The sequence below is a fragment of the Rhizobium sp. CF080 genome (genome assembly GCF_000282095.2).
Lineage (GTDB): Bacteria > Pseudomonadota > Alphaproteobacteria > Rhizobiales > Rhizobiaceae > Neorhizobium.
This window is the reverse complement of the sequence record NZ_AKKC02000014.1, coordinates 188234-212751: the sequence shown is the minus strand read 5'-3', so window position 1 is coordinate 212751 and position 24518 is coordinate 188234. Positions and strand designations below refer to the sequence as shown.

The 24518-nt window shown below is 61.6% G+C and carries 25 protein-coding genes; 12 read left to right on the top strand and 13 right to left on the bottom strand.

Annotated elements, in window-relative coordinates:
• Positions 1-20: 20 nt before the first annotated feature.
• The 3 genes from PMI07_RS26770 to PMI07_RS26760 form a co-directional block, all read right to left on the bottom strand.
• Positions 21-494 carry a 3-hydroxyacyl-ACP dehydratase FabZ family protein gene (locus PMI07_RS26770; protein ID WP_007760289.1) on the bottom strand — a complete coding sequence of 158 codons (474 nt, stop codon included), beginning with the start codon at positions 492-494 and terminating at the stop codon, positions 21-23.
• A gap of 31 nt (positions 495-525) precedes the next feature.
• Complete coding sequence (locus PMI07_RS26765) at positions 526-810, bottom strand: acyl carrier protein (RefSeq protein WP_092662234.1); 285 nt, start codon at positions 808-810, stop codon at positions 526-528.
• A gap of 117 nt (positions 811-927) precedes the next feature.
• Positions 928-1899 (bottom strand): nucleoside hydrolase, encoded by a 972-nt coding sequence (locus PMI07_RS26760; protein ID WP_024164189.1) that lies wholly within the window; start codon positions 1897-1899, stop codon positions 928-930.
• A 178-nt stretch (positions 1900-2077) separates the two neighbouring features.
• Between PMI07_RS26760 and PMI07_RS26755 the strand changes: the two genes are divergently transcribed.
• Positions 2078-2863, top strand: a complete 786-nt coding sequence (locus tag PMI07_RS26755) for a TSUP family transporter (RefSeq protein ID WP_037088444.1) — start codon at positions 2078-2080, stop codon at positions 2861-2863.
• Here the strand turns inward: PMI07_RS26755 and cobU are convergent.
• A complete protein-coding gene (gene cobU, locus PMI07_RS26750) occupies positions 2860-3381 on the bottom strand; it encodes a bifunctional adenosylcobinamide kinase/adenosylcobinamide-phosphate guanylyltransferase (RefSeq protein ID WP_007756368.1) in 522 nt (173 codons plus the stop codon). The two genes, PMI07_RS26755 and cobU, sit on opposite strands and share 4 nt — an antisense overlap.
• Before the next feature lie 694 nt (positions 3382-4075).
• Here cobU and PMI07_RS26745 point away from each other — a divergent pair.
• From PMI07_RS26745 to PMI07_RS26735, 3 genes are all read left to right on the top strand, one after another.
• Positions 4076-5071, top strand: a complete 996-nt coding sequence (locus PMI07_RS26745) for an ABC transporter substrate-binding protein (RefSeq protein ID WP_007756375.1) — start codon at positions 4076-4078, stop codon at positions 5069-5071.
• A 119-nt stretch (positions 5072-5190) separates the two neighbouring features.
• Positions 5191-6204, top strand: coding sequence for a betaine--homocysteine S-methyltransferase (bmt, locus tag PMI07_RS26740; RefSeq protein WP_007756377.1), 1014 nt, complete (start codon positions 5191-5193; stop codon positions 6202-6204).
• A gap of 23 nt (positions 6205-6227) precedes the next feature.
• The gene (locus PMI07_RS26735) at positions 6228-6572 is read left to right on the top strand and encodes a hypothetical protein (RefSeq protein ID WP_007756384.1); all 345 of its coding nucleotides are present in this window, start codon (positions 6228-6230) and stop codon (positions 6570-6572) included.
• Between the two features lies 1 nt (position 6573).
• Here the strand turns inward: PMI07_RS26735 and PMI07_RS26730 are convergent, their stop codons facing one another.
• The 4 genes from PMI07_RS26730 to PMI07_RS26715 all read right to left on the bottom strand — a co-directional run bounded on the left by PMI07_RS26730 (position 6574) and on the right by PMI07_RS26715 (position 11623).
• On the bottom strand, positions 6574-8661 hold the full coding sequence (locus PMI07_RS26730) for a VWA domain-containing protein (protein ID WP_037088443.1): 2088 nt from the start codon (positions 8659-8661) through the stop codon (positions 6574-6576).
• Entirely contained in the window at positions 8658-9185 is a 528-nt protein-coding gene (locus PMI07_RS26725; protein ID WP_007756390.1) for an RNA polymerase sigma factor, read from the bottom strand. The genes PMI07_RS26730 and PMI07_RS26725 overlap by 4 nt, the downstream gene beginning before the upstream one ends.
• A gap of 84 nt (positions 9186-9269) precedes the next feature.
• Entirely contained in the window at positions 9270-9947 is a 678-nt protein-coding gene (locus PMI07_RS26720; protein ID WP_007756393.1) for a 4Fe-4S dicluster domain-containing protein, read from the bottom strand.
• A gap of 101 nt (positions 9948-10048) precedes the next feature.
• Positions 10049-11623, bottom strand: a complete 1575-nt coding sequence (locus PMI07_RS26715) for a trimethylamine methyltransferase family protein (RefSeq protein ID WP_024164188.1) — start codon at positions 11621-11623, stop codon at positions 10049-10051.
• Between the two features lie 262 nt (positions 11624-11885).
• Here PMI07_RS26715 and PMI07_RS26710 point away from each other — a divergent pair, with 262 nt between their 5' ends.
• Positions 11886-12587, top strand: a complete 702-nt coding sequence (locus PMI07_RS26710; protein ID WP_024164187.1) for a B12-binding domain-containing protein — start codon at positions 11886-11888, stop codon at positions 12585-12587.
• Positions 12588-12617: 30 nt separating this feature from the next.
• Here PMI07_RS26710 and PMI07_RS26705 read toward each other — a convergent pair whose 3' ends face one another.
• Positions 12618-12731 (bottom strand): entericidin, encoded by a 114-nt coding sequence (locus tag PMI07_RS26705; protein ID WP_155956659.1) that lies wholly within the window; start codon positions 12729-12731, stop codon positions 12618-12620.
• 59 nt (positions 12732-12790) lie between these two features.
• Between PMI07_RS26705 and PMI07_RS26700 the strand changes: the two genes are divergently transcribed.
• From PMI07_RS26700 to PMI07_RS26680, 5 genes are all read left to right on the top strand, one after another.
• On the top strand, positions 12791-13432 hold the full coding sequence (locus PMI07_RS26700; protein WP_051484268.1) for a DUF1638 domain-containing protein: 642 nt from the start codon (positions 12791-12793) through the stop codon (positions 13430-13432).
• A 57-nt stretch (positions 13433-13489) separates the two neighbouring features.
• Positions 13490-14263: a formyl transferase gene (locus tag PMI07_RS26695; protein ID WP_007773960.1), complete on the top strand. Its 774-nt coding sequence runs from the start codon at positions 13490-13492 to the stop codon at positions 14261-14263.
• Between the two features lie 104 nt (positions 14264-14367).
• The gene (locus tag PMI07_RS26690; protein WP_007773958.1) at positions 14368-14670 is read left to right on the top strand and encodes a virulence factor; all 303 of its coding nucleotides are present in this window, start codon (positions 14368-14370) and stop codon (positions 14668-14670) included.
• A gap of 52 nt (positions 14671-14722) precedes the next feature.
• Entirely contained in the window at positions 14723-15685 is a 963-nt protein-coding gene (locus PMI07_RS26685) for a methyltetrahydrofolate cobalamin methyltransferase (RefSeq protein WP_007773956.1), read from the top strand.
• A gap of 11 nt (positions 15686-15696) precedes the next feature.
• A complete protein-coding gene (locus PMI07_RS26680; RefSeq protein WP_024164186.1) occupies positions 15697-17736 on the top strand; it encodes an ASKHA domain-containing protein in 2040 nt (679 codons plus the stop codon).
• Between the two features lie 2 nt (positions 17737-17738).
• On the opposite strand, the gene PMI07_RS26675 is transcribed toward PMI07_RS26680, so the two are convergent.
• Positions 17739-18635, bottom strand: a complete 897-nt coding sequence (locus tag PMI07_RS26675; RefSeq protein ID WP_007755617.1) for a LysR family transcriptional regulator — start codon at positions 18633-18635, stop codon at positions 17739-17741.
• 208 nt (positions 18636-18843) lie between these two features.
• On the opposite strand from PMI07_RS26675, the gene PMI07_RS26670 reads away from it, so the two are divergent.
• Together PMI07_RS26670 and PMI07_RS26665 are read left to right on the top strand one after the other, a co-directional pair.
• Positions 18844-19053, top strand: a complete 210-nt coding sequence (locus tag PMI07_RS26670) for a hypothetical protein (protein ID WP_007755625.1) — start codon at positions 18844-18846, stop codon at positions 19051-19053.
• A gap of 240 nt (positions 19054-19293) precedes the next feature.
• The gene (locus PMI07_RS26665) at positions 19294-20313 is read left to right on the top strand and encodes a GlxA family transcriptional regulator (RefSeq protein ID WP_037088483.1); all 1020 of its coding nucleotides are present in this window, start codon (positions 19294-19296) and stop codon (positions 20311-20313) included.
• A gap of 19 nt (positions 20314-20332) precedes the next feature.
• Here the strand turns inward: PMI07_RS26665 and PMI07_RS26660 are convergent, their stop codons facing one another.
• From PMI07_RS26660 to PMI07_RS26650, 3 genes are all read right to left on the bottom strand, one after another.
• Positions 20333-20941 (bottom strand): GGDEF domain-containing protein, encoded by a 609-nt coding sequence (locus PMI07_RS26660; protein WP_007755630.1) that lies wholly within the window; start codon positions 20939-20941, stop codon positions 20333-20335.
• Positions 20942-20958: 17 nt separating this feature from the next.
• Positions 20959-21807, bottom strand: coding sequence for a response regulator (locus tag PMI07_RS26655; RefSeq protein ID WP_007755633.1), 849 nt, complete (start codon positions 21805-21807; stop codon positions 20959-20961).
• Positions 21808-21960: 153 nt separating this feature from the next.
• Entirely contained in the window at positions 21961-24474 is a 2514-nt protein-coding gene (locus tag PMI07_RS26650) for an FAD-dependent oxidoreductase (protein WP_007755636.1), read from the bottom strand.
• Positions 24475-24518: the final 44 nt, after the last annotated feature.

Sequence of the window (24518 nt, the reverse complement as noted above, 5' to 3'; positions counted from 1 at the left end):
CGGGTTGGAAAGGTGAGCTTTTAAGCGCGTGCGGCAATCGCGTCCATCAGGCCGACTTCTTCCGCCCGCTTGCGGATGACCGGCGCCAGCGGGATTTCGCTGAACGGCATGGTGCGCAGCTTCAACTGCGCGTCGCAGACCTTCTTGCCGGCGCTGGTGATCTTCGCCTTGGCGACCGCGTAGCCCGATCCCTCATGTTCCAGAAACGCCTCGATGTCGAGCACCGCGTCGGGCTCGACGAAGGAGCGCATCTTGGCGCCGTCGACCGACATCAGGAACGGCATGGCGGCGAAATCGGTGGCGGCGAGCACCAGGAAACCGGAGGCCTGCGCCATGGTCTCGATCAGCAGCACGCCCGGTACCAGCGGCATTCCGGGAAAATGGCCCTCGAAGACAGGACTTTTGGACGGCACGATGGACTGCGCCTTCAGCACTTTAGCCGTGAGATCGACCGCCACGACGCGGTCGATCATCTGGAAATATTCGAGCAGCATCCGTTTGCCGGCCCGGGAAGATCGATGACGATCAGCCCTTGGCCGCCTTCAGCTCGTCGATCTTGGCACAGAGGTTCTTCAGGACGAAGTATTCTTCCGTCGAAACCTTGCCCTCGTTCACTTCCTGGGTCCACTGTTCCAGCGGAATCTTGATACCGAATTCCTTGTCGATGGCGAACACGATATCCAGGAAGTCCAGGCTGTCGATGCCCAGGTCATCGATCGTGTGGCTTTCCGGCGTGATCGTCTCGCGATCGATTTCGCTGGTCTCAGCGATGATGTCGGCAACTTTGTCGAATGTAGCAGTCACGCCCATGTCCTCTGCAGAATATCAAAATCAAGGTCCCACATAGGGAAATCGATCACAAATGCCAATGGCCTCGTGTTCCCGCGTGAAAATTTGCACCGGAACTGTTGCCTAAACAGCAATCGTCTAGGCACCGGAAGCCCGGCTCTCGACCAGCGCGGCGCGAATTACCTCGATCGCCTCGCCTGAGCGGACATCGGTGCAGACCCACTGGCTCGGCTGGCCGTCCCAGGCCGTGCCGATGAACTTGCGGCCGCTGTCGGGCGCCTGGATCGTCTGCCCGTCGGCAATGCCGCCGCAGACGACGCGCACCGGACCGCCGCGCAGGATGAAGAGGTCCGGCCGCACCAGGTAGACGCAGGCCGTGCTGTCATGCACCGCCATGCCGGCGATGCCGACCCGGCTCTTGTAGAAGTCGATGTAATATTGCGACAGATCGGAGAGCAGCTGCACCGACTTTTCGCCGGACTTGGCCATGTCGGCGAGGTATTCCTCCGTCATGATCGTCTTCATCGTCACGTCGAGACCGACGATGGTGACCTTCCAGGGCGTGGTGAAGATGATGTCGGCCGCTTCCGGATCACCATGGATATTGGCTTCGGCGGCCGGCGTGACGTTGCCGTTCACATCGAAGGCGCCACCCATGACGATGACTTCCTTGACGAAGCCGGCGAAATCCGGATCGGCCTGCAGCGCCAGCGCCAGGTTGGTCATGCGTCCGACGGCGATCAACGTCACCTCGCCCGGATTGTCGCGCACGGTATCAATGATGAACTGATAGCCGGGACGCGGGTCGAGCGGCCAGTCGATCGCTTCCGGCACGCCGATATTGCCGAGGCCATCCAGGCCGTGCACGACGGAGGCGGCGCGATCATCGGTGCGCAACGGATCGATCGTCCTGTCGGCACCTTTGGCAATCGGCGCGGAAATTCCCCATTCCCTATGCAGGAACTGCGCATTGCGGGTGGTCAGATCAAGCGACACGTTGCCGAAAACGGTGGTGACGCCGATCAGATCAATCTCGGGATGCCGGTGCAGGAAAAGCAGCGCCATCGCGTCGTCAACGCCGGGATCCGTATCGAAAATGACCTTGTGCATATGCGTTTCCTTGTTCGGCTCTTCGAAAGCCGCGCACAATAACGCCAAACCGATGATGCGCAATCCCGGAAGCGACATGGCTGGGGTCCAGCCGGAAGTGGTTGCAGTCCTCACTGTTCGATGCGAGAAGCACGCCGCACCCGTCCGGGTGCGCTTCCGCTTACAGAGTCTCCTCCCCTTGCCCGACCTCGCATTCCAATTCCTCTTCCTGCTGTTTCTCGCTGCTGTTTTTGCCGGTTTTGTCGATTCGATTGCTGGCGGCGGTGGGCTCATCACCATTCCGGTCATGCTGATCGCCGGCATTCCGCCGCTCGAATCGCTTGCCACCAACAAGCTGCAGTCGCAGTTCGGCTCGGCATCCGCGACGATCGCCTATGCGCGGCGCGGCCATGTGAACCTCAAGAGCCAGTTGCCTATGGCCGGGATGTCGCTCATAGGCGGGGCGGTCGGCGCCGCCCTCGCCTCTCTCGTGCCGGCAGGTTGGCTTGCAGCGGCGATCCCCTTTCTGCTGATCGCGATTGCATTGTTCTTTGCCATCAAGCCCAATCTCAACGACATGGACAGTCACCGCCGGGTGACACCCTTCGTCTTCGGCGTGACGATTGTGCCGTTCGTCGGTCTCTATGACGGCATATTCGGGCCCGGCGCGGGTTCGTTCTACATGCTGGGTTTCGTGCTGCTGGCGGGCTTCGGCATGCTGAAGGCGACCGCCCATACCAAGCTGATCAATCTCGGCTCGAACTTCGGCTCGTTCCTGGTGTTTGCGGCAACCGGTTCGGTTCTCTGGAAAGTCGGCCTGATCATGGGCGTCGGCCAGTTCCTCGGCGCCCAAGTCGGCTCGCGGCTGGCCATGAAGAACGGCGCGAAGCTGATCAAGCCGCTACTGGTCATCTCCTGCCTCGCGCTGGCGTGCAAGCTGATCGCCGATCCGGCCCATCCCGTGCGCGTCTGGCTCGGCTTCTAGCCCTTCATCTTGAGCGGCAAGCCGGCAGCGATGAAGAAGACCTCATCGGCCACCGCAGCGATCCGCTGGTGCAGGCGGCCGGCATGATCCCGGAATTCCCTCGCCATCCTGTTGTCGGGCACGATGCCGAGACCGACTTCGTTGGAGACGAGAATCAGGCGAGCGGAGAGGTTTTCGAACAGCCGCACCAGCGCGGCACCGGCGGCGTCGATATCGCGCTCGTCCATCATCAGGTTGGTGATCCAGAGTGTCAGGCAATCGACAAGGATGACCCTGCCCGGTGCATCGATGTCAGCCAGTCGCTCCACCAGATCGACCGGCACTTCATGCGTAACCCAGCCGTCTCCACGATCGGCACGATGGCGGGCGATGCGTTCATGCATCTCGTCATCATAGGCGCGGCCGGTGGCGATATAATGCCGTTCCAGGCCGCTTTCCTTTGCAAGCCTTTCCGAAAAACCGGATTTGCCGGAGCGGGCGCCGCCGAGGACGAGGGTGACGTGACCGGTGCGTGTCATGGGAGAAAATGGCCTGAACCAGAGGGGACCGGACGATTCGTAGACAAGGAGGCGTCCGGCCCTGTTGGTGATGATGTCTCTGCTCAAGCATTACCGGGAAATGGTGCAGTTAGAAAGCGCGCGTGTCAACCGGCACCCGTTTGCCGTAGTCCAGCTTCATCGATGAAGGCAGGCTCGGCTGACCGCGTCCGGTCAGCCGATTTCGGCCACAAATCCGTATGATTGCCAAGGGGCCTGTGGCCTCGGATATGGCAATCCTGAATTCGACAACAATCGAAAGATGAAGCGTCCGCGGGCCAAAAAACCAAGCCCGCCATCGGACAGCGAGGGCAACCGGTACGCACTACCTGATCCGGCGCCAGGCGCGAGCTAACCGCCCGCATGAAAAGCAATAACGCGACATTCTTACCGGATGGTTAGTGAACTCGGTAAGTTGCGCGTTTTTCTGACTTTCCTTGCGGTTCACCAAAAATGGGCCGTGAACAAATGATCTCGAGCCACCCGTATTGATTTCTGATGTGGAAACCATACCGTGATTTGAGCTGACATATAAATGCGCAGTATCTGTGAAAAGCTGCGGCAAACGGTCGAGGCGGACCCTTTCGCAAGCCCGCTGATGGCTGCTTCCATCGGTCGACCACCATCTCGCCCACCACTGAAGTGACACTGAAAGGAAAAGACCGGGAGGTCCAAAATGAAAAAAATCCTCGCTTCCATGGTCTTCGCCGGCGGCCTCTATGCTTTTGCAGGTTCGGCACAAGCCGATTGCGGTTCAGTCTCGATCGCCGAAATGAACTGGGCTTCGGCCGGCATTGCAGCCAATCTCGACAAGATCATCCTCGAACAGGGTTTCGGCTGCACGGTCGAGCTCGTCCCGGGCGACACGCTTCCGACCTTCACGTCCATGAACGAAAGAAGCCAGCCGGACCTCGCGCCGGAATTCTGGATCAACTCCGTCCGCACCGCACTCGACAAGGCCGTTGCCGAAAACCGTTTGGTGATCGGCGCCGAAATCCTGTCCGACGGCGCCGTCGAAGGCTGGTGGATTCCGAAATTTATCGCCGACGCCCATCCGGATATCAAGACCGTGCCGCAGGCGCTCACCCATCCCGAGCTCTTCCCCGCTCCACAGAACGCCGCCAGAGGCGCGGTCTACAACTGTCCGTCCGGCTGGAGCTGCCAGGTTTCGACCGCCAACCTGTTCAGAGCGCTTGGCGCCGGGGAAAAGAAATTCGATCTCGTCGACACCGGCACGGCCGCAGGCCTCGACGGTTCAATCACCTCCGCCTTTGAGAAGAAGACCGGCTGGCTCGGTTATTACTGGGCGCCGACCGCCTTCCTCGGCAAATACGAGATGGTAAAACTCTCCTTCGGCGTACCGCATGACAGGGCCGATTGGGACGCCTGTACCGCAGTGCCCAACTGCCTGAACCCGAAGGTGAACTCCTATCCGACCTCCCAAGCCTTTACCCTGGTGACCAGGCAGTTTGCGCAAAAGGCGGAGGTGGCGCTGGACTATATCAAGCGGCGCAAGTGGACCAATGCGACGGTGAACAGCCTGCTCGCCTGGCAGGAAGCGAACAAGAGCACCAACGAGGCCGCCGCCAAACATTTCCTCGAAACTAGCCCTGATATCTGGACCAAGTGGGTTGCGCCTGATGTCGCCGACAAGGTCAAGGCGGCGCTCTGAGCGAGCCGTTCGAGCCGGCGTTGCTGGAGCCGCCGGCGTCGCGAAGAGGCGCGCGGCTGCAAATTGAAATCATATAAAGAATTCTTTATATGATGCTTTCTATTGCAAGGAGCGCTGCCATGCCGACCGTCAACGCACTGACCGAACTTTTGGGCAAGAAGGGCGTGCTTCTGGCCGATGGCGCGACCGGCACCAACCTCTTCGCCATGGGCCTCGAGGCCGGCGAAGCGCCGGAATTGTGGAACGAGGCGGCACCCGAGAAGATCGAGAAGCTGCATCAGGATTTCGTCGATGCGGGCGCCGACATCATTCTCACCAATTCCTTCGGCGGCACGCGCCAGCGGCTGAAGCTGCACAAGGCGGAAGGCCGGGTGCATGAGCTCAACAGGCTCGCCGCCGAGATCGCCCGCAAGGTTGCCGACAGAGCCGGCCGCAAGGTAATCGTCGCGGGTTCGGTCGGCCCGACCGGCGAATTGCTCGTGCCCCTTGGCGCGATGACTTACGAGGATGCGGTTGCGGCCTTTGCGGAACAGATCGAGGGGTTGAAAGCCGGCGGCGCCGATATCGCCTGGATCGAGACCATGTCCGCGCCGGAGGAAATCCGCGCAGCGGCCGAAGCCGCCGTCAAGGTTGGCCTGCCCTACACCTATACCGGTTCCTTCGATACGGCCGGCAGGACGATGATGGGCCTCGATCCCAAACAGATCCACGGCGTCGCAAGTGACGTTGGCGAAGGGCCGGTCGCGGTCGGCGCCAATTGCGGCGTCGGCGCGTCCGACATCCTGTCCAGCCTGCTGGACATGACGGCGGCCGATCCCCATGCAGTGACTATCGTCAAGGGCAATTGCGGCATCCCTGAATTTCGCGGCTCCGAGATCTTCTATTCCGGCACGCCGCCGCTTATGGCGGAATATGCGCGGCTTGCCCGCGATGCCGGGGCAAAAATCATCGGCGGATGCTGCGGCACGTCCTGCGAACACCTTGCCGCCATGCGGGCAGCCCTCGACGACTATACCCCTCGGCCAAGGCCGACGATCGAGGAAATCGTCGACAAGATCGGCCCGCTGCGCAATAAGACCGCCAGTGAATCGGGCGGAGATTCCGGCCGGGAAAGACGTCGCCGCCGCGGCTGACGCGTAAGGCTGGAGGACAAGACATGGCAAACATATCCCCGATCGGCAGCCGGGAAACGGTGGCGGAGAGCCTTTCGAGTTTCTCGGCCGAGAACCAGTCCTGGCTGACGCTGCTGATGGACAATCCGACATCCGACGATCTGCTGCTCGACGGCCTGCATCTCTATCTCGACCAGGCGTCGGAAGCGAAATTCCTGAATTCGCTGAAGCTGCAGAAATGCGGCGAATGGGTCGGCAATGCCGCCCCTGCCCGGCTGCAGATCCGGCTGATGGAAGCGGCAAAATCGAGCCAGCATCCGGCCTATGCCGCCTTTCGCGACGGGCTGACCCGCTCCGGTGGACTGGAGCGGGCTTACCCGAAAGCCTGATTTATCGGCGATCCAGGGTCTCGGCGAGCCGCACCAGATCGAGGAACCCGCCGCGATATCCGAATGCGTCCTCGCCGCGAGCATTGCGCGCCATGTCGAGGATCAGGCGGTAGGGATAAGCATCGAGCGCATCGGTGCCGCGCAGTTTCTGCCCGAAGGCGGCGACGGCCGTGGCAAAGCGGACATCCTGGGGTGCCGCAGAGAAATCGCGCACAGCATTCATCTCGGTGACCGGTGTGGTGACCAGCTTGCTGGCATCACCATCAGGCAGCTTGTAGCGGATTTTGACGAAGGCCATTTCATCGGAGACCGCAACCGGCGCGGCGGGCGCTGCCGGACCGTAACGCAGCGGGTCGTTGAGCGCCGAGGCACTGCCCTTCGGCGTCACCTCGTAGATCGCCGTCACCGCATGGCCGGAGCCGATATCGCCGGCATCCACCCGGTCATTGTTGAAATCCTCGCGCTTCAGCGCCCGGGTCTCGTAGCCGACCAGTCGATATTCGGAGATCTGCTGCGGATTGAACTCCACCTGGATCTTGACGTCCTTGGCAATCGGGAAGAGCGTCGAACCGGCCTCCTCAACCAGCGCCTTCTGGGCTTCGGCAAGCGTGTCGATATAGGCGGCGGTACCATTGCCGTTCTGGGCGAGCGTCTGCATCAGGCTGTCATTGAGATTGCCTTGGCCGAAACCCAGAACCGACAGGAAGATGCCGCCCTTGCGGCGCTGCTCGATGATCCGCTTCAGATCCTCGTCGCTGGAAGCGCCGACATTGAAGTCGCCGTCGGTCGCCAGCATCACCCGGTTGACGCCGCCCTGGATGAAGGCCTGGCGCGCCAGCCGATAGGCCGCATCGATACCCTCGGCGCCCGCCGTCGAACCGCCTGGCCTCAAATTGTCGATCGCCGCGAGGATCTTGTCCCGTTCGCGGGCGGACGTCGGCTCCAACACCGTCCCGGCATTGCCGGCATAGGTGACGATCGAAACCTTGTCCTCCGGCTTCAGCTTGCCGACCAGCAGGCGGAAGGCGCTCTTGAGCAGCGGCAGCTTGTCCGGCGCGTTCATCGAGCCCGAGACGTCGATCAGGAAAACGAGATTGGCGGCAGGCTGCGAGGCCGGGGCGGTCTCGAAACCCTTGATCGCCACATGCATCAGCCGCGTGCCGGTATTCCAGGGCGTCGGCGTGACGGTGACGGTGGTGCGGAACGGTTCGTCCGCTGATTGCGGCCGCGGCCAGTCATAGGGGAAATAGTTGATCATCTCCTCGACGCGCACGCTGTCTGGATCGGGCAGCCGCCCTTCCATCAGCGAGCGGCGCACGAAGGCGTAGGATGCCGTGTCGACGTCGACGGAGAAGGTCGAGACCGGATCGGCCGCGACACTTTTCACCGGATTGGTGTCCGCATTGGCGAAGCGATCGCGGCTCTCGTCGAGCGGCGGCAGGAGTTCGCGTTCCGCCGGCGCATATCGGGGTGAAGCCAATGGCATCGCGCGCTCGGCCATAACCGGCGGGGTCGGTGCAGGCATCGGAGCCGTACCCCTGGAAGCAGCAGGCGCCCCGCTGCTCCGCTTGGCCGCGCCGCCGCTGGCCTCCGACTTGTTCAGCAGACGGGCAATATTGTCCGCGCTGAAATCGCTCTGCTTCGAGGATTGAACCGACGGTGCGGCATCCGTCTTTCGATCCGCTTCCTGCTGCGGTTCAGCCGGCTTCGCGACTGACGGCACCGGCACTCTTTCCGCCGCGGGCTTTGGCACGTCGATGACCTGCGGCAAGGCCACCTGCCCGGAACTCGGCAGGCTGCCTCGGGTGATTTCGAAGGTGAGAAGGGCAGCCGTCGGGATGATCAGAAGGGTGGCGAGTGCGGAACCTGCGAGATAACGGTGTTGGGTGACCATGCGAGTGCTCCAGATCCTGTTGAGAACAGAGCTTTGACGCAGCCGCCAGGAATTTCCTTTGCTGCGCGCCGCATTTTTTTCCGTCTCGTCGAAGGCCTGCATGGCGGCGGCAAGGGCACGGGTGCGCGCCGCATTGGAAGCGCGGGGCGCCGGGGCTGAATTGCCGAGCTGGTCGAATTCGTCCGTCATGGTCAAACCGCCTCCTTCTTCAGAAGGTCCTTCAATCGTTTGCGCGCCTCGTGCAGATGCCAGGAGACCGTATTTTCGCTGCAGTCGAGAATTCCCGCTGCAGCCGCATGGGACAGACCCTCGCTATGGACCAGCAGGACCGCATCCCGTTGTTTCTCCGGCAGCCGCCGCACGGCCGCCCACAGCCAATCGCCGCGCTCGTCTTCCTCCGGCGAAACGTGGGCGAAAAAGATCGGATCGTTCGCGATCCGATCCTGATCGCGGCGCCGTCGCGAGGATTGTCGCTGATGGTCGCGCACCGCATTCAGCGTCAGCGTGTAGAGCCAGGTACGGAAGGCCGACTGCCCCTTGAAGCCGCGGATCGCTTTACCAAGGCGGATGCAGACCTCCTGCGCAATGTCTTCCGCATCGCTTTGCGTGCCGCACCAGCGCCAGGCAACCGCATGGATGAAATCGTAATGCATCTCGACGAGCGCTGAGAACGCATTGCGATCACCCTGGCAGGCCTTATCGAGGATTTCCGCGCTCACTGATCCGTCCGCTTTTCCGTCTCTTGAGAGCTTAGACGCTTCGCTCGGGAAATTCCTTGGGGGTAGCCAAGAAAAAATTTGAGCTCACCGCATCAGCGCTTCCATGTGGAACCGGAGCTGCTCCGGCGGATAGCGATATTGTGCACCGGCCGGACAGGCATAACGGGCCGCGCAGCCGGAAACCATGCACGTCGCTCTGCCCGCCTCGCCGGCAAGATAGGCGCGACATCGGGCAATGTCGAAACCCGACAGGCTGACCGCGTCGACAGGACATGCCGTCAGGCAGGGCTTTTCAGTGCAGTTCTCGCAAGGATGATCGGCCTCTTCCGACGACATCTCGATCGCAAACGGAAAACCGAGAGCGCCGCGATAACCGTGCCAGAGCCCGAACTCCGGATGAATGAGGATGCCGAGCGGCGAAGGTTTCAGACCTTCGGCCCTCATCGCCCATTGCTGGAAAGGCTGCCAAGGTGGATCGGAGGGAAAATAGGCGGTGGCTCCGAGTTGCTCGGCGAGAGGCCGGATCAACGATTTCGACCATGTATCGAGCGGATCGGGACAGCCGTAGCTTTTTCGCCATTCGGTGAAGGCCGGCCAGATCGAGCCGCCGACATTGCCGAGCAACACGACGGAATTTGCAACGGAGCCGTCACTCAGCAACGGCCCCTCACCCGATCCGAAATTCACCACGCCGCGGATGAGAATGCCATGCCGCTCCAAGGCCCCGGCCGCCGCCGCCAGAGCGACTGGAGGGCTGCTCATCGCGGCCCCTGATATTTGTAGTGAGGACGCCAAACCCCCTCCTGGATGAAATCGGCGACCAGCCTGGCACCGCCTTGCTCCCTGGCGGCATCGGGCTCTCTTCAGGTGAAGGCGTCGGGCATCGAATCCTTGCGGTCCTTGATGAAGGCGAGCAGTGCCTCATCGATCGCCGGGTCGAGCGGCGGCGCCTCGTAAGTGTCGAGCCAGGAGCGGCAGAGCGCATTGGCGCGCTGTTCGATCCGCTTCTCGCCCTCGATCTCCCATTGTTCGAAAGAATTATTGTCCATCAGGGCGGAGCGGTAGAACGCCGTCTGGAAATGCGCCTGGGTGTGCGCGCAGCCGAGATAGTGGCTGCCCGGCCCGACTTCGCGGATCGCGTCGAGCGCCTGGCCTTCTTCGGAAAGATCGATGCCCTGCGCCATCTTCTGCATCATGCCGAGCTGGTCTTGGTCGATCATGAATTTCTCATAGGACGACACGAGGCCGCCTTCCAGCCAGCCGGCCGCATGCAGCACGAAATTGGTGCCGGCAAGCAGCGTCGTGTTCAGCGTATTGGCCGATTCGTGCGCCGCCTGCGCATCCGGCACTTTCGAGCCGCACAGCGAACCGCCGGTACGGAACGGCAGGCCGAGGCGGCGGGCAAGCTGGGCCGCGCCATAGGAGACCAGCGACGGCTCCGGCGTGCCGAAGGTCGGCGCACCCGACTGCATCGAGATCGAGGCGGCGAACGTGCCGAACAGGACCGGCGAGCCCTTGCGGATCAGCTGCGTCAGCGCCGCACCGGCAAGCACCTCTGCAAGGATCTGCGTCAGCGTGCCCGTCACCGTCACCGGGCTCATGGCACCGGACAGGATGAAGGGCGACACCACGGAGGCCTGGTTGTGCCGCGCATAAACTTTCAGCGCGCCGAGCATCGTCCCGTCGAACACCATCGGCGAGTTCGCGTTGACGAGGTTCAGCGTGACGCAATTGTTCTCGACGAATTCGTCGCCGAACACCAGCTTGGCCATGGCGACGGTGTCCTCGGCGCGTTCCGGCGCGGTGACCGATCCCATGAACGGCTTGTCGGAATATTTGATATGGCTGTAGACCATATCAAGATGCCGCTTGTTGACGGGCACATCGACCGGTTCGCAGACCGTGCCGCCCGACGAATGCATCGACGGTGCCATGTAGGCGAGCTTCACGAAATTGCGGAAATCCTCGATCGTCGCATAACGGCGCTTGCCGTCGAGGTCGCGCACGAAGGGAGGGCCGTAGACCGGTGCGAACACGGTCGCCTTGCCGCCGATCTGGACGTTGCGTTCGGGATTGCGCGCATGCCAGGTAAACTCGCTCGGCGCCGTCTTGAGGAGTTGGCGGCAGAGGCCCTTCGGGAAATGCACCCGGTGGCCCTGAACGTCCGCGCCGGCCTTGGCCCAGAGATCGAGCGCCTCGTCGTCGTCGCGGAATTCGATGCCGATCTCTTCGAGGATGAGATCCGCGTTGTGCTCGATGAGAGCCAGGCCCTCCTCGTCCAGCACTTCATAGACGCCTATTCTGCGGGTGATATAGGGCAAGGATGGGCCAGGACCGCTGCCTGCCCGCGCCGCCCGGCGGCCTGCCGCCCCCCGTTCGCCGCGGCCGCGTCTTGCTCCACCGCCTGTCGGTTCCGTCTCTGGGGTCAAATCGTCCATGTGCTCCTCGCCTCCGCTTTGACAAGCGCCTCAAGCCTTTGATGAGCCATGCTAGGCCCAAGCGCAAGCCGAGCCCCGCCTTTCTGCGTCACGGGTTTGTACAGGACAGACATTCTCGCCGCGATCCTCCGTCGTTTTTCCGACGCGCCGCTGTCGCATACGAAAGAAATTGCCAAGCGAATTAAAGGTACAGATAGTCGATGACGTTAAGCGTCTGATTTGCCGGTCGAAGGCCGGCCCCTCGAACGAAGGGAAGCATTGCATGTCCGACGACGAAATCATCCTTTCCGAACTCTCCGACGAGGAACTCGTGCAGCAAATGCACGACGATCTCTATGACGGCCTCAAGGAAGAGATCGAGGAGGCGACCAACATCCTGCTCGCACGCGGCTGGACGCCCTATGACGTACTCACCAAGGCACTGGTCGAGGGCATGCGCATCGTCGGCATCGATTTCCGCGACGGCATTCTCTTCGTACCGGAAGTGCTGCTATCGGCCAATGCGATGAAGGCCGGCATGTTCATCCTGCGGCCGCTGCTCGTCGAGACCGGCGCTCCGAAACTCGGCAAGATGGTGATCGGCACCGTCAAGGGCGATATCCACGACATCGGCAAGAACCTCGTCGGCATGATGATGGAAGGGGCCGGCTTCGACGTCGTCGATCTCGGTATCAACAATCCGGTCGAGAACTATCTCGAAGCAATCGAGCGGGAGCAGCCGGATATTCTCGGGATGTCGGCGCTTCTGACTACGACCATGCCCTATATGAAGGTCGTCATCGATACGCTGAAGGAAAAGGGCATGCGCGACGACTATATCGTGCTGGTCGGCGGGGCGCCGCTCAACGAGGAATTCGGCAAGGCGGTCGGCGCCGATGCCTATTGCCGCGACGCGGCGGTCGCCGTCGAAACGGCAAAGGAATATATCCGCCGCAAGCACAACAGCCTTGCTGCCGGCGCCTGAGGCGCCGGACGGTTGGCTGACGGCAACGTCTTAGCGCGCAGCGCGATCGACCCGGCGGCCTGCGTCCTGCGTGGCGTTGACGGTATTGGCCGTGTCCTTGCCTATGCCGCGAATGGTATTGCCGCAGGAGGTGAGTGAAACCATCGTCGCGAGAAGTGCAGCGATCACCGTGACTGTCTTGGCCGTCATGATAGAATACTCCGATGAAGAGGGATGAATTTGTGACGGAAATTGAATTTCCGGCAAAGGAACGTTCAACTCGTGAAAAAGTTCACGTGATCGCATGCGGAGCGATCGCGCGGGAAATTCTCGCAGTGTCCAGGCAGCAAGGCCTCGGCCATATCGACCTCAACTGTCTGCCGGCGATCTGGCATGCCTATCCGCAGAAGATCGTTCCGGGTCTGGAAAAAGCCGTCGCCGAAGCCCGGCAAGCCGGCTTCGAGAAGATCTTTTTCGCCTATGCGGATTGCGGAACCGGCGGCGATATCGACCGGCTCTGCGAGCGCGAGGGCATCGCCCGCATCGAAGGTCCGCATTGTTATTCCTTCTTTGCCGGCAATGACGCCTTTGCCACGAAAGCGGACGAAGACCTGTTCTCCTTCTTCCTCACCGATTTCCTCGCCCGCCAGTTCGAGGCCTTCGTCATCGAACCGCTCGGCCTCGACCGCCATCCGCAGCTGAAGGACATGTATTTCGGCAATTACCGGAAGCTCGTCTACCTCAGTCAGGAGGAAGACGAGGTCCTTCAGGAAAAGGCGCGTGCGGCAGCCGAGTATCTCGGTCTGGAATACGAGTACCGCTTCACCGGCTATGGCGACCTCACGCAGGCGTTACGCTCGGTTTAACCGTTTCTTCGGGCCTTCGGCGGAAGAGTGCGGCCCTGCGCTTATGCGGAGGGAACGATGCAGGACCGGAATTCTCGAATCGTCGTGATGACGTCGGGCGGGGCGAACCCGCAGGTGATGATCAACGCACTGGCAAAACACTTTCCCGATCTGCACGTCATCGAGGAACAGCCGGAATCGAAGGGCACGCTGCTGAAACGCCGCGCCCGGCGGTTCGGCTGGGTGACCGCGCTCGGCCAGCTCGCGACAATGATCGTCTCCAGGCTTACCAAGAGCGTCGCGGCAAGGCGTTCCGCAGACATCATCCGCGACTATGGCCATTCCGCCGAGCCCAACCCGGTTATCCCCGTGACGCATGTGCCATCGCTCAACGATCCGGCCTGTCACGCGGCGGTGACAGGCCTGAAGCCGGCAGCGATCTTCACCATATCCTGCCGTATCCTGTCGCCCGCGACGCTTGCGGTGATCCCCTGCCCCGTCATCAACTTCCATGCCGGCATTAATCCCATGTATCGCGGCCAGATGGGTGGCTACTGGTCGCGCGTCGAAGATGACGAGAAGAATTTCGGGGCGACCGTACATCTGGTCGACAAGGGCATCGATACCGGCGGGACGCTCTACGAGAACCGTGTGACGCCGGCGCGCGTCGATACGCTCGCCACCTATCCGCTGCTGATGACCGCTTCATCCGTCGACATCAGCGTTCGCGCACTCAGGGACGCCATCGAAGGCACGCTCAGACCGTATCAGCCGCAGGGCCTCTCCGCGCTCCGCTTCCCTCCGCCGGTCTGGACCTGGGTCTACCACGGGCTGACCAAGCGCATCTGGTAAGGCGCCTCTGATCTCCACGTCGTAATTGGCCGTGTGCGACGTCGTGGCAAGCGCAGTCTTGTCCACCGCACCCGTGCATGCTGCGTCTCAACACGGAGGAGTTCATGGCAGACCGCATCGTCGTCTTCTGGCGGGATATTCCGGCGCAGGTGATCATCAAGAAAGGCCGCCAGACCGCCAAGCGGGAATTGTCGCTGCGCTTCACAGAGGCGATCGACATGTGCGCGATGCGCAGCGGCGCCGCAGGCACCGACGACTACCTCGCCGAATGGCGCAAGGCCGATCCGATATCCGTTTCCGACGATCTCGAAGCCGAGGCCGACAGGGCGGCGGCCGAGCTCGAAGCAGCCTATGACCGGGAAAAACTCGTCGCGCTGGTCAAGGCCGGCGGCCGCGAGATCGCTTGACGTTCAAGGACAACCATATCGTTTCGGCGCCATCGCGCGCCTGGAGGAAGACATGACCCGCACCATCGTCGCATCTGCAACCCGGGAGATCGTGATCGGCTTCGACCAGCCCTTCTGCGTGATCGGCGAACGCATCAACCCGACGGGCCGCAAGAAGCTCGCCGCCGAGATGATCGAGGGCAATTTCGACACGGTCATCAAGGATGCGCTGGAACAGGTGGCGGCAGGCGCCACCATGCTCGACGTCAACGCCGGCGTCACCTCCGTCAATCCCAACGAGACCGAACCGGGCCTGCTTGTCCAGACGCTCGAAATCGTTCAGGGCCTCGTCGACGTGCCGCTGTCGATCGACAGTTCCGTGACCGCGGCGATCGAGGCGGCGCTGAAGGTCGCCAGGGGCCGGCCACTCGTCAACTCGGTGACCGGCGAGGAGGAAAAACTCGAGGCGATCCTGCCCCTCTGCAAGAAATACGACGTGCCGGTCGTCGCGATCTCCAACGACGAAACCGGCATTTCGATGGATCCCGACGTCCGTTTCGCGGTCGCCAGGAAAATCGTCGAGCGCGCTGCCGATTACGGCATCAAGCCACACGACATCGTCGTCGATCCGCTGGTCATGCCGATCGGTGCGCTCGGAACCGCCGGCCTGCAGGTCTTTGCCCTGCTGCGGCGCTTGCGCGAAGAGCTGAAGGTCAACACGACCTGCGGGCTTTCCAACATCTCCTTCGGCCTGCCGCACCGCCACGGCATCAATGCCGGCTTCATCCCGATGGTGATCGGCGCCGGCATGACGTCCGCGATCATGAACCCTTGCCGGCCGCAGGAAATGGAAGCGGTCCGCGCCGCCAACGTGCTGAACGGCACGGACCAGAATTGCGGCAACTGGATCATGACCTATCGCGACCACAAGCCGACCGAGGGCGGCGCAGCTGTAGCCTCGCCGGCAACGTCGGCGGCGAGCGGTCGACGTGGCGGCCGGGCCGCACGGGCTGGCGCCGGCGCGCGGATGGAGTAAGTACAGGTATCATGGCGGATATTTCCGAGAGAGATCCCCTCGTCCTCTTCATGCCGTCGGGTAAGCGCGGCCGGTTTCCGGTCGGCACGCCGGTGCTCGATGCCGCTCGTCAGCTCGGCGTCTATGTGGAGAGCGTCTGCGGCGGGCGGGCGACCTGCGGGCGCTGCCAGATTTCGGTGCAGGAAGGCAATTTCGCCAAGCACGGCATCACCTCGTCCGATGATCATCTGTCGCCGTTCGGCCCGAAGGAGGAGCGTTACGAACGCGTGCGCGGGCTTGCCCAGGGTCGCCGCCTCTCCTGCTCCGCGCAGATCCTCGGCGATCTCGTCATCGATGTTCCCCAGGATACGGTGATCAATGCCCAGGTGGTCCGCAAAGCGGCCGACGAACGGGTCTTCGACCGCAATCCGGCGATCCGCATGTGTTATGTCGAGGTGGAAGAGCCCGACATGGAGAAGCCGCTCGGCGATCTCGACCGGCTGAAGGCGGCACTTGCTAGCGACTGGCACTTCGACGATCTCGACGTCGATTTCCATCTGATCCCCAAGGTCCAGCAGATCCTGCGCAAAGGCGAATGGAAGGTCACCGCGGCGATCCATAAGGATCGGGACGACGACCGTGCCCGCCTCATCGCGCTCTATCCTGGCCTCAAGAACGAGGCCTATGGCATTGCCTGCGATATCGGCTCGACGACGATCGCCCTGCATCTCTCTTCGCTGCTGTCCGGCCGCACGGTAGCGTCGGCCGGCACGTCGAACCCCCAGATCCGCTTCGGCGAGGATCTGATGAGCCGCGTTTCCTATGTGATGATGAACCCGGATGGCCGCGAGGCGATGACCTTGGCCGTGCGCGAGGCGCTGAACGGATTGATCGACAAGGTCTGCACCGAAGGCGGCGTATCGCGGATCGACATTCTCGACAGCGTCTTCGTCGGCAATCCGATCATGCACCACCTTTTCCTCGGCATCGATCCGACCGAACTTGGCGGAGCCCCCTTCGCGCTTGCCGTTTCCGGCGCGGTGCAGGTCAGATCCTCCGAGATCGGATTGCCGATGAACGAGGGTACCCGCACCTATCTCCTGCCCTGCATCGCCGGCCATGTCGGCGCCGATGCCGCGGCGGCAACCCTGTCGGAAGGTCCGCACCGGCAGGAGGAGATGATGCTGCTGGTCGATATCGGCACCAATGCGGAAATCGTGCTCGGCAATTCGGCGCGCGTCGTCGCCGCCTCCTCGCCGACCGGTCCCGCCTTCGAAGGTGCCGAAATCTCATCCGGCCAGCGCGCGGCACCCGGCGCCATCGAGCGCATCCGCATCGACCCTCACACGCTCGAACCGCGCTTTCGGGTAATCGGCGTCGAGCTCTGGTCGGACGAGCCCGGTTTTGCAGAAGCTGCCGCCGTGACCGGCATTACCGGCATCTGCGGCTCCGCCATTATCGAAGTGATTGCCGAAATGTACCTCGCTGGATTGATTTCGGAGGATGGCGTCGTGGACGGTGCGATGGCGGAACGCAGCCCGCGTATCCTTCCGAACGGCCGGACCTTTTCCTATCTCGTCCATGACGGCGAGCAGCGCATCACCGTGACCCAGAACGACGTGCGGGCCATCCAGCTCGCCAAGGCGGCGCTCTATGCCGGCGTCAAGCTGCTCATGGACAAGCAGGGTGTCGATCATGTCGATCGGATCGGGCTGGCCGGCGCCTTCGGCACGTTCATCGATCCCAAATATGCGATGGTGCTCGGCCTCATTCCCGATTGCGATCTGACCCGCGTCAAGTCGGTGGGCAATGCTGCGGGGACTGGCGCGCGCATGTGCCTTCTCAATCGCAGCTATCGGCGCGAGATCGAGGAAACCGTCCGCAGGATCGAGAAGATAGAGACGGCTCTGGAACCGAAATTCCAGGAGCATTTCGTCTATGCTATGGCACTACCGAACAAGGTCGATACCTTCCCGCATCTCGGCACGGTTCTGACCTTGCCGGAGCGCAAGGCGCTCGTGGATGCCTCGGGAGACGGTGGCGGCCGCAGGCGTCGCCGCGGCCGCGAGTAACATCAGGCAGCAGCGGCGACCAGGGAGCCGAAGGCCTCGCGGATACTTTCGGCCACTGCTTTGCCAGGCACAGAAAGCTGCGGCGCCGTCAACAGCCGGATATCGAAGTTGATCAATTCCGGCAGGCCTTCCTTCGGCCCGAGTATCTGCATGTCCTCGGTCACATAGGAGCGTGGGAACGGCGCGATCGCGAGGTCGGACAGCACGGCTGCGCGCTGAGCCATCGTATGGGCGCTCGCATATGCGATACGATAGGTCCGCTTGTGCTTCTCGAGCTGGGCGATCGCATCCTGGCGCCACACGCAGCCATCCTCCCAGACGGAAATCGGCAGCGGATCGCGCAGATAGGCCGTACCGCATTTCGCGCCGGCCCAGACCAGTCGTTCCGTATGGATCATCTCGCCGGCCGTTGCGAAAGGCCGGGTGGCACAGTTGATCAGCGCCAGATCCAGCCGCTGCTCGTCCATGCGCTTCCTGAGCGCCAGGCTCATGTCGACAGTGACATCGACCATGATGCCCGGAAAGCTCTCGCCGAAATCCTTGAGCACCTTCGGCAGCAGGCGCTCGGCGATGTCGTCCGGCGCGCCGAGGCGCACTACGCCGGAGAGTTCCGGCATGACGAAACGCGACACCGCCTCGTTGGAGAGCGCCAGCATGCGCCGCGCATAGGAGAGCAGCATCTCGCCATGCTGCGTCAGCGACACCGAGCGGGCGTCGCGCAGGAAGAGCGTCGTCTTCAACTGCTCTTCCAGTTTCTTGATCTGCATCGAAACGGCCGAGGGCGTGCGCAGAACCGCATCGGCGGCGGTCGAGAAATTGCCGGTTTCGGCAATCGCCACGAACGTGCGCAATACATCATTATCGAGCAGCGGAAGCGGTGGGCGAAATGGAACAGTCATATCAGCCTCTATCAATAATTATGAACTTAAGCACCATATCATTTCGTTTGATTGAATGTCAAAGGGGAGGCATAGTCAAAAGCATCGGAAGCGAGCGTCCATACCAAACAGAATTTCATGGGACGCATAACTTGCATCCGATTGATTGATGGATTGACAGCGTTCATCGTCCCGGCTGAGCGCATGTTCCATACCAAGGAGAACCGACATGACCATGATCACCTATCAGGAGAGCGATCGCTCCCGGCCTCAGTCGTCATCGTTCGCCTCGCTCATCCGCCCTGCCCTGACTGTGGCGGCAAGACTTCGCGATCAATGGCATCGCCGCCAGACCGAACGCATGCTCGAAGGTTTGCCGGCAGAAATCCGCAAGGACATCGGATGGCCGACGAGCAATGCAGCGCCGCAGCGCCGATAACCTCCCACCTCATGGCCCGTGAGCGATAGCGCGAAGCGGGCCATGTCGTTCTCGAACCGCCCGCGGTAACATTCATCCCCCGATAACAATCGTTCCTGCGACCCTTCAATGTCGCAAAATTGTTATTTGCCTGTCGTCGAAAGTCCTTCTCCGCCGCCTTTTCCCGTGCCAATGTCGCTTTTGAAGAAAAGCCAGGCCGCAACGTACGGCCATGACAAGGGGAACGACGGCATGAATGTGATGAGCAAAAGCCCGGCAGCGAAGCGTTCTCTCGTCTTTTTCCTGGTTCCCCACTTTACTATGCTGCCGTTTGCAGCGGCGGTGGAGACCTTGCGAATCGCCAATCGTATGCTCGGATACTCGGCCTATACGTGGCGGCTCTGTTCCGCCGACGGCGAAAAAGTCTACTCCTCCAGCGGCATCGGTATCGAGGTGAATTCGTCGCTTGCCGACGAACGCCGCAACCTCTCCGGCGAAAACCGTCCGAACATGGTTCTGGTTTGCTCCGGCATCTATGTGGAGGAGTTCAACAACAAGTCGGTCAATGCTTGGCTGCGCGAGACCTACAATCGCGGCATCGCGGTGGGCAGCCTCTGCACCGGTGCCCACGTCCTTGCCCAGGCAGGGCTGTTGAACGGCAAGCGCTGCGCGATCCATTGGGAAAACCTGCCGGGCTTTGCCGAAGCCTTCCCGCAGGCGGAGGTCTATGCGGATCTCTATGAAGTCGATTCGAACCTCTATACCTGTGCCGGCGGCACCGCCTCGCTCGACATGATGCTGAACCTGATCGGCCAGGATTTCGGCGAGAACCTCGTAAACCGCGTCTGCGAACAGCAATTGACCGACCGTGTCCGCAATCCGCACGATCGCCAGCGCCTGCCGCTGCGGGCGCGCCTCGGCGTCCAGAACGCCAAGGTCCTGTCGATCATCGAGGTGATGGAGAACAATCTCTCCGAACCGCTGTCGCTGGTGGAGATCGCCGACGATGCTGGCCTCTCAAGGCGCCAGATCGAACGCCTGTTCCGCCAGGAAATGGGCCGTTCGCCGGCGCGCTATTATCTGGAGATCCGGCTCGACCGGGCGCGCCACCTGCTCGTGCAGTCGTCGATGCCCGTGGTTGAGGTGGCTGTTGCCTGCGGCTTCGTGTCCGCCTCGCATTTCTCGAAATGTTATCGCGAAGTCTATAACCGTTCGCCACAGCAGGAACGTGCCGAACGCAAGCTCAACATGAACACGTCGCGCACCGGAGTCGTGGTCTGAGTCTCGGCGTTGCAACGGATCAGCCCGCCGCCTGCAGCACGATCGTATAATCCGAAAACACCTGGTTGCGACCGTAGCTCTTCGCCATGAACAGGAATTGTTCTGCGGCATTCAGGTAATTGTCGAAGGTCTCCGGACCGCAGACTTCGGCAAGGCCGATCGAGACGGTGATCGAAAAGTCGCTGTCGCCGGACCCGAACCGCATGCCGGCTATCTCGAGCCTCAGCTTTTCGCAGAAATCCGTCGCTGCCGCCCCGTCGAAGCCAACCAGCAACAACCCGAACTCCTCGTCGTCCAGCCGGGCAGGAAGGTGCCGGCCGCCGTTGCACGCAGCCTCCAGCCTGGCCGCGGTCGCCTTCAGGACCTCGGCGATCGTTTCCTCGCAATGGGTGTCGTTCAGTCGCCGGAAATGATCGATGTCGACGATCGCCACGGCGCAGGTCGTCCCCTCGGAAAGGCACGTCCCCACCAGCGGCGGGCCAACCCGATAAAATTCCTTCAGGTTGGCAAAACCGGTCAACGGATCGGCAGTCAGGTTAGCCACCTCCATCTGCACCGGCGACGGCGCGGCCCAACCGTAGGTCAGGCGCTCCGTCTCCCGGAAGTGCTGGCTTTGAAGGTAGGGCATGCGAAAATCCTTAAATGTCAGGCAACGTTCTTGACCGCCGTTTCCTGACGCTTTGCCTGCATCGACCAGATCTGGATCAGCGTATCCAGGTTCTGGTTGACGCGGCAGTAGAACTCTTCGTCGATGAACGGCCGCAGCATGAAATCGTTACCGCCCGCCTTCAGGAAACGGGCCGAAAGCAGCCGGTTCGAAGAGGACGACACGCCGATGATTCTGAGCTCGTGCGAGCCGCGCACCGAGCGAATGCGGCGGGTAAGTTCGAAACCGTCGATATCGGGCATGTTGTAGTCGGTGACGACGAGGCCGATATCCGGGTTCTTCTTGAGGATTTCCAGCGCCTTGGCACCGTTCTCCGCGACGCTGACCCGGAAATTGTAGCGCTTCAGGCGGCTCGAGAGCAGCGCCCGGGCGGTCGGGCTGTCGTCGACGATCAGCACATGGTGGCGATGATTGGTCAGGAACCGGCAGACCGATTCGGCCAGCATCTCGACCGCAAAGACATTGTCCTTGAGGATATAATCGACGATGTCCTTGGTCAGCAGCTTGTCGCGGGTCTCTTCGTGGAACGTGCCGGTAAAGACAATGGTCGGGATCGATAGATCGACGAGATATTCCAGCGCCTCGCCGTTTTCCGCCCCCGGCAGGTTGATGTTGGAAATCGCCAGCGTCACCGGTTCGCTCGAGCGGTCATAGGCGAACTGCAATTCCTCGAAATTGCGGCAGATCTCGACCTCGATGCCGAACAGCTCCATGAGCCGGGTACCGATCATCGAGGTAAAGACGTTGGAATCCTCCGCAAGCAGGATGCGGGAGTTTGCCAGTGATTGGCCGGAATACTGCATCCCGGAAATGCCGAGGAATGTCATGTTGCCCCTGTCGATAAATAGTTATCCCCTCTGCTAGCGGTATTACAAACGCTTTGCAGAACCGTTAATCCGAGACGCCCTCTCGTCCAAAAATGGAACAGGCGGCCCGAAGACCGCCCGTTACTGTCAATGATCTCTTACTTTTAGCCAGGTTCAGGCGCGCAATGCGACGTTGTCGGCATCGAACGGGCTCTCTGCAACGACGCTGGCGCTGTAGAGATTGCCGAGAATCTTGATCTTCAGCCGCGTGCCCGCCTCCGCATAACCCGGCTTTACCATCGCCAGCGCCAGCGATTTGCCGATTCGCCAGCCGTAGGCACCGTTGGTGGCACGGCCGATCAGTTCGCCGGCTTCGTTGTAGATCGCCTCCGACCCGCGGGCATCGACGTCGTTGCTACCCTCGACCACCAGCGTGCAGAAATTCCACCTCAGGCCTTTCTCCTTGTACGAGAGCAGGCCTTGCTTGCCGAGGAATTCCTTGTCGGTCTTGATGAACCGGTCAAGGCCGGATTCATAGGCATTGTATTCGATCGACATTTCGCGCGGGATGAGCCGGTAGGATTTCTCGACCGACATGGAGAGCATGGCGCGGATGCCGAAGGGCTTGATGCCGAACTCCGCGCCGGCTTCCATCAGCTTGTCGAAGATATAGTTCTGCATCTCGATCGGGTGATGCAGTTCCCAGCCGAGTTCGCCGACGAAGTTGACGCGCAGCGCATGGGCTGAAGCCGTGCCAACCGAAATCTCCTTTCCGGAAAGCCAGGGGAAATCCTTGTTTTCAAGGCTGCTGCGGGTGAGCTTCTTCAGAACTTGCCGGGACTTCGGGCCGGCCAGAACCAGAACGCCGAACTTCTGGGTGATCTGGGTGAGCTTGACCGAGCCATCTGTCGGCGCGAGCTTACGCAGGTAATCATGGTCATGTGCCTCATAGGCGCCGGCCGAAACCAGATAGAAACGATCCGGCGCCCATTCATAGACGGTGAATTCGGAGCGAACCCCGCCCTGCCGGGTGAGAAGATGGCAGAGAGCGATGCGACCCCGCTTCTTCGGGATCGCGTTGGCGAAAATCGAATCAAGGAAAGCGCGCGCACCGGGGCCGGACACTTCCATCTTGGCGAAGGCCGACATGTCGAGCACGCCGACATTCTCGTGGACGTTTTTGATTTCGTTGCCGACATGGTCGAAGTAGTTTGAACGGCGGAACGACCATTTCTCGACGATCCGACCGTCTTCCAGCGCCGGCGCATGATTATGGGCGGTCAGCACGTCGACGCCGACACCGAGCTCTTCCTTCGGCACTTCGTAACCTTCCGGCGCGAACCAGTTGGCGCGTTCCCAGCCATAAACGGAGCCGAACACGGCACCCATCTTCTTCAACCGATCATAGACCGGCGTCGTCTTCAAGGGACGCGCGGCGGAACGCTCTTCATCCGGATAATGCATCGTGAAAACATTGGCATAGGCCTCTTCGTTCTTCTCGATCAGATAGCCTTCCGTTGCGTAAGGCCCGAAGCGCCGGGGATCGACGCCCATCATGTCGACGGTCGGCTCGCCGTCGACGATCCATTCCGCGAGCTGCCAGCCGGCACCGCCGGCAGCCGTGATGCCGAAGGAATGGCCCTCGTTCAGCCAGAAATTCCTGAGGCCGGGCGCCGGCCCGACGATCGGCGAGCCGTCCGGCGTATAGGCGATCGCACCGTTATAGACCTTCTTGATGCCGACTTCGCCGAAGGCCGGCACGCGCACGATGGCGGTCTCGATATAGGGCATCAGCCGGTCGAGATCCTCGTTGAAAAGCTCGTATTCGCTCTCGTCCGAGGGACCGTCGACGTAACAGACCGGTGCCCCGACTTCGTAGGGCCCCAGCAGCAGGCCGCCATTCTCTTCGCGCATGTACCAGGATGAGTCCGATTCGCGCAGGACCCCCATTTCCGGCAGGCCCTTGGCCTTGCGCTCCTGGATCGCCGGATGCGGCTCGGTGACGATATACTGGTGTTCGACCGGGATGACCGGGATGTTGATGCCGACCATCTCGCCGGTCTTGCGCGCGAAATTGCCGGTGCAGGAAATGATGTGCTCGGCGGTGATCTCGCCCTTGTCGGTCGTCACCTTCCAGAGCCCGTCCGGCTGCTGCTCGATGGCGGTCACGGTCGTGTTGCGGTAGATCGTGGCGCCGAGGTCGCGCGCGCCCTTGGCGAGCGCCTGGGTGAGGTCGGCCGGCTGGATGTAACCGTCGTCCGGATGCTGGATGGCGCCGAGAATGCCGTCCGTCTCGCAGAGCGGCCAGATCTCCTTCACCTGTTCTGCCGTCAGGATATTGACCTTCACGCCGATCGTCTCGGCGATCCCGGCGTAATACATGTACTCTTCCCAGCGGTCCCTGGTGCGGGCGAGCCGGATGTTCGAGACTTTCGAGAAACCGACATTCATGCCGGTCTCTTCCTGCAGTTCCTGATAGAACCGCACCGAGTATTTATGCAGCTGGCCGACCGAATAGGAAAGGTTGAAGAGCGGCAGAAGCCCCGCGGCATGCCAGGTCGAACCGGAGGTCAATTCCTTGCGTTCGATCAGGACCGCGTCGCTCCAGCCCTTTTTTGCCAGATGATAAAGCGTCGAAACACCGACCACGCCGCCGCCGATCACCACCGCCCGTGCATGTGTCTTCATGGAATGAACCCCTTCTCGGCCTCGCGCGGCCTCTTCGCAAACTG

Coding starts and splice junctions, on each gene's coding strand:
- PMI07_RS26770 (WP_007760289.1), bottom strand. CDS start 494: ATGCTGCTCGAATATTTCCAGATGATCGACCGCGTCGTGGCGGTCGAT.
- PMI07_RS26765 (WP_092662234.1), bottom strand. CDS start 810: ATGGGCGTGACTGCTACATTCGACAAAGTTGCCGACATCATCGCTGAG.
- PMI07_RS26760 (WP_024164189.1), bottom strand. CDS start 1,899: ATGCACAAGGTCATTTTCGATACGGATCCCGGCGTTGACGACGCGATG.
- cobU (WP_007756368.1), bottom strand. CDS start 3,381: ATGACACGCACCGGTCACGTCACCCTCGTCCTCGGCGGCGCCCGCTCC.
- PMI07_RS26745 (WP_007756375.1), top strand. CDS start 4,076: ATGAAAAAAATCCTCGCTTCCATGGTCTTCGCCGGCGGCCTCTATGCT.
- bmt (WP_007756377.1), top strand. CDS start 5,191: ATGCCGACCGTCAACGCACTGACCGAACTTTTGGGCAAGAAGGGCGTG.
- PMI07_RS26735 (WP_007756384.1), top strand. CDS start 6,228: ATGGCAAACATATCCCCGATCGGCAGCCGGGAAACGGTGGCGGAGAGC.
- PMI07_RS26720 (WP_007756393.1), bottom strand. CDS start 9,947: ATGAGCAGCCCTCCAGTCGCTCTGGCGGCGGCGGCCGGGGCCTTGGAG.
- PMI07_RS26715 (WP_024164188.1), bottom strand. CDS start 11,623: ATGGACGATTTGACCCCAGAGACGGAACCGACAGGCGGTGGAGCAAGA.
- PMI07_RS26710 (WP_024164187.1), top strand. CDS start 11,886: ATGTCCGACGACGAAATCATCCTTTCCGAACTCTCCGACGAGGAACTC.
- PMI07_RS26705 (WP_155956659.1), bottom strand. CDS start 12,731: ATGGTTTCACTCACCTCCTGCGGCAATACCATTCGCGGCATAGGCAAG.
- PMI07_RS26700 (WP_051484268.1), top strand. CDS start 12,791: ATGAAGAGGGATGAATTTGTGACGGAAATTGAATTTCCGGCAAAGGAA.
- PMI07_RS26695 (WP_007773960.1), top strand. CDS start 13,490: ATGCAGGACCGGAATTCTCGAATCGTCGTGATGACGTCGGGCGGGGCG.
- PMI07_RS26690 (WP_007773958.1), top strand. CDS start 14,368: ATGGCAGACCGCATCGTCGTCTTCTGGCGGGATATTCCGGCGCAGGTG.
- PMI07_RS26685 (WP_007773956.1), top strand. CDS start 14,723: ATGACCCGCACCATCGTCGCATCTGCAACCCGGGAGATCGTGATCGGC.
- PMI07_RS26680 (WP_024164186.1), top strand. CDS start 15,697: ATGGCGGATATTTCCGAGAGAGATCCCCTCGTCCTCTTCATGCCGTCG.
- PMI07_RS26675 (WP_007755617.1), bottom strand. CDS start 18,635: ATGACTGTTCCATTTCGCCCACCGCTTCCGCTGCTCGATAATGATGTA.
- PMI07_RS26670 (WP_007755625.1), top strand. CDS start 18,844: ATGACCATGATCACCTATCAGGAGAGCGATCGCTCCCGGCCTCAGTCG.
- PMI07_RS26665 (WP_037088483.1), top strand. CDS start 19,294: ATGAGCAAAAGCCCGGCAGCGAAGCGTTCTCTCGTCTTTTTCCTGGTT.
- PMI07_RS26660 (WP_007755630.1), bottom strand. CDS start 20,941: ATGCCCTACCTTCAAAGCCAGCACTTCCGGGAGACGGAGCGCCTGACC.
- PMI07_RS26655 (WP_007755633.1), bottom strand. CDS start 21,807: ATGACATTCCTCGGCATTTCCGGGATGCAGTATTCCGGCCAATCACTG.
- PMI07_RS26650 (WP_007755636.1), bottom strand. CDS start 24,474: ATGAAGACACATGCACGGGCGGTGGTGATCGGCGGCGGCGTGGTCGGT.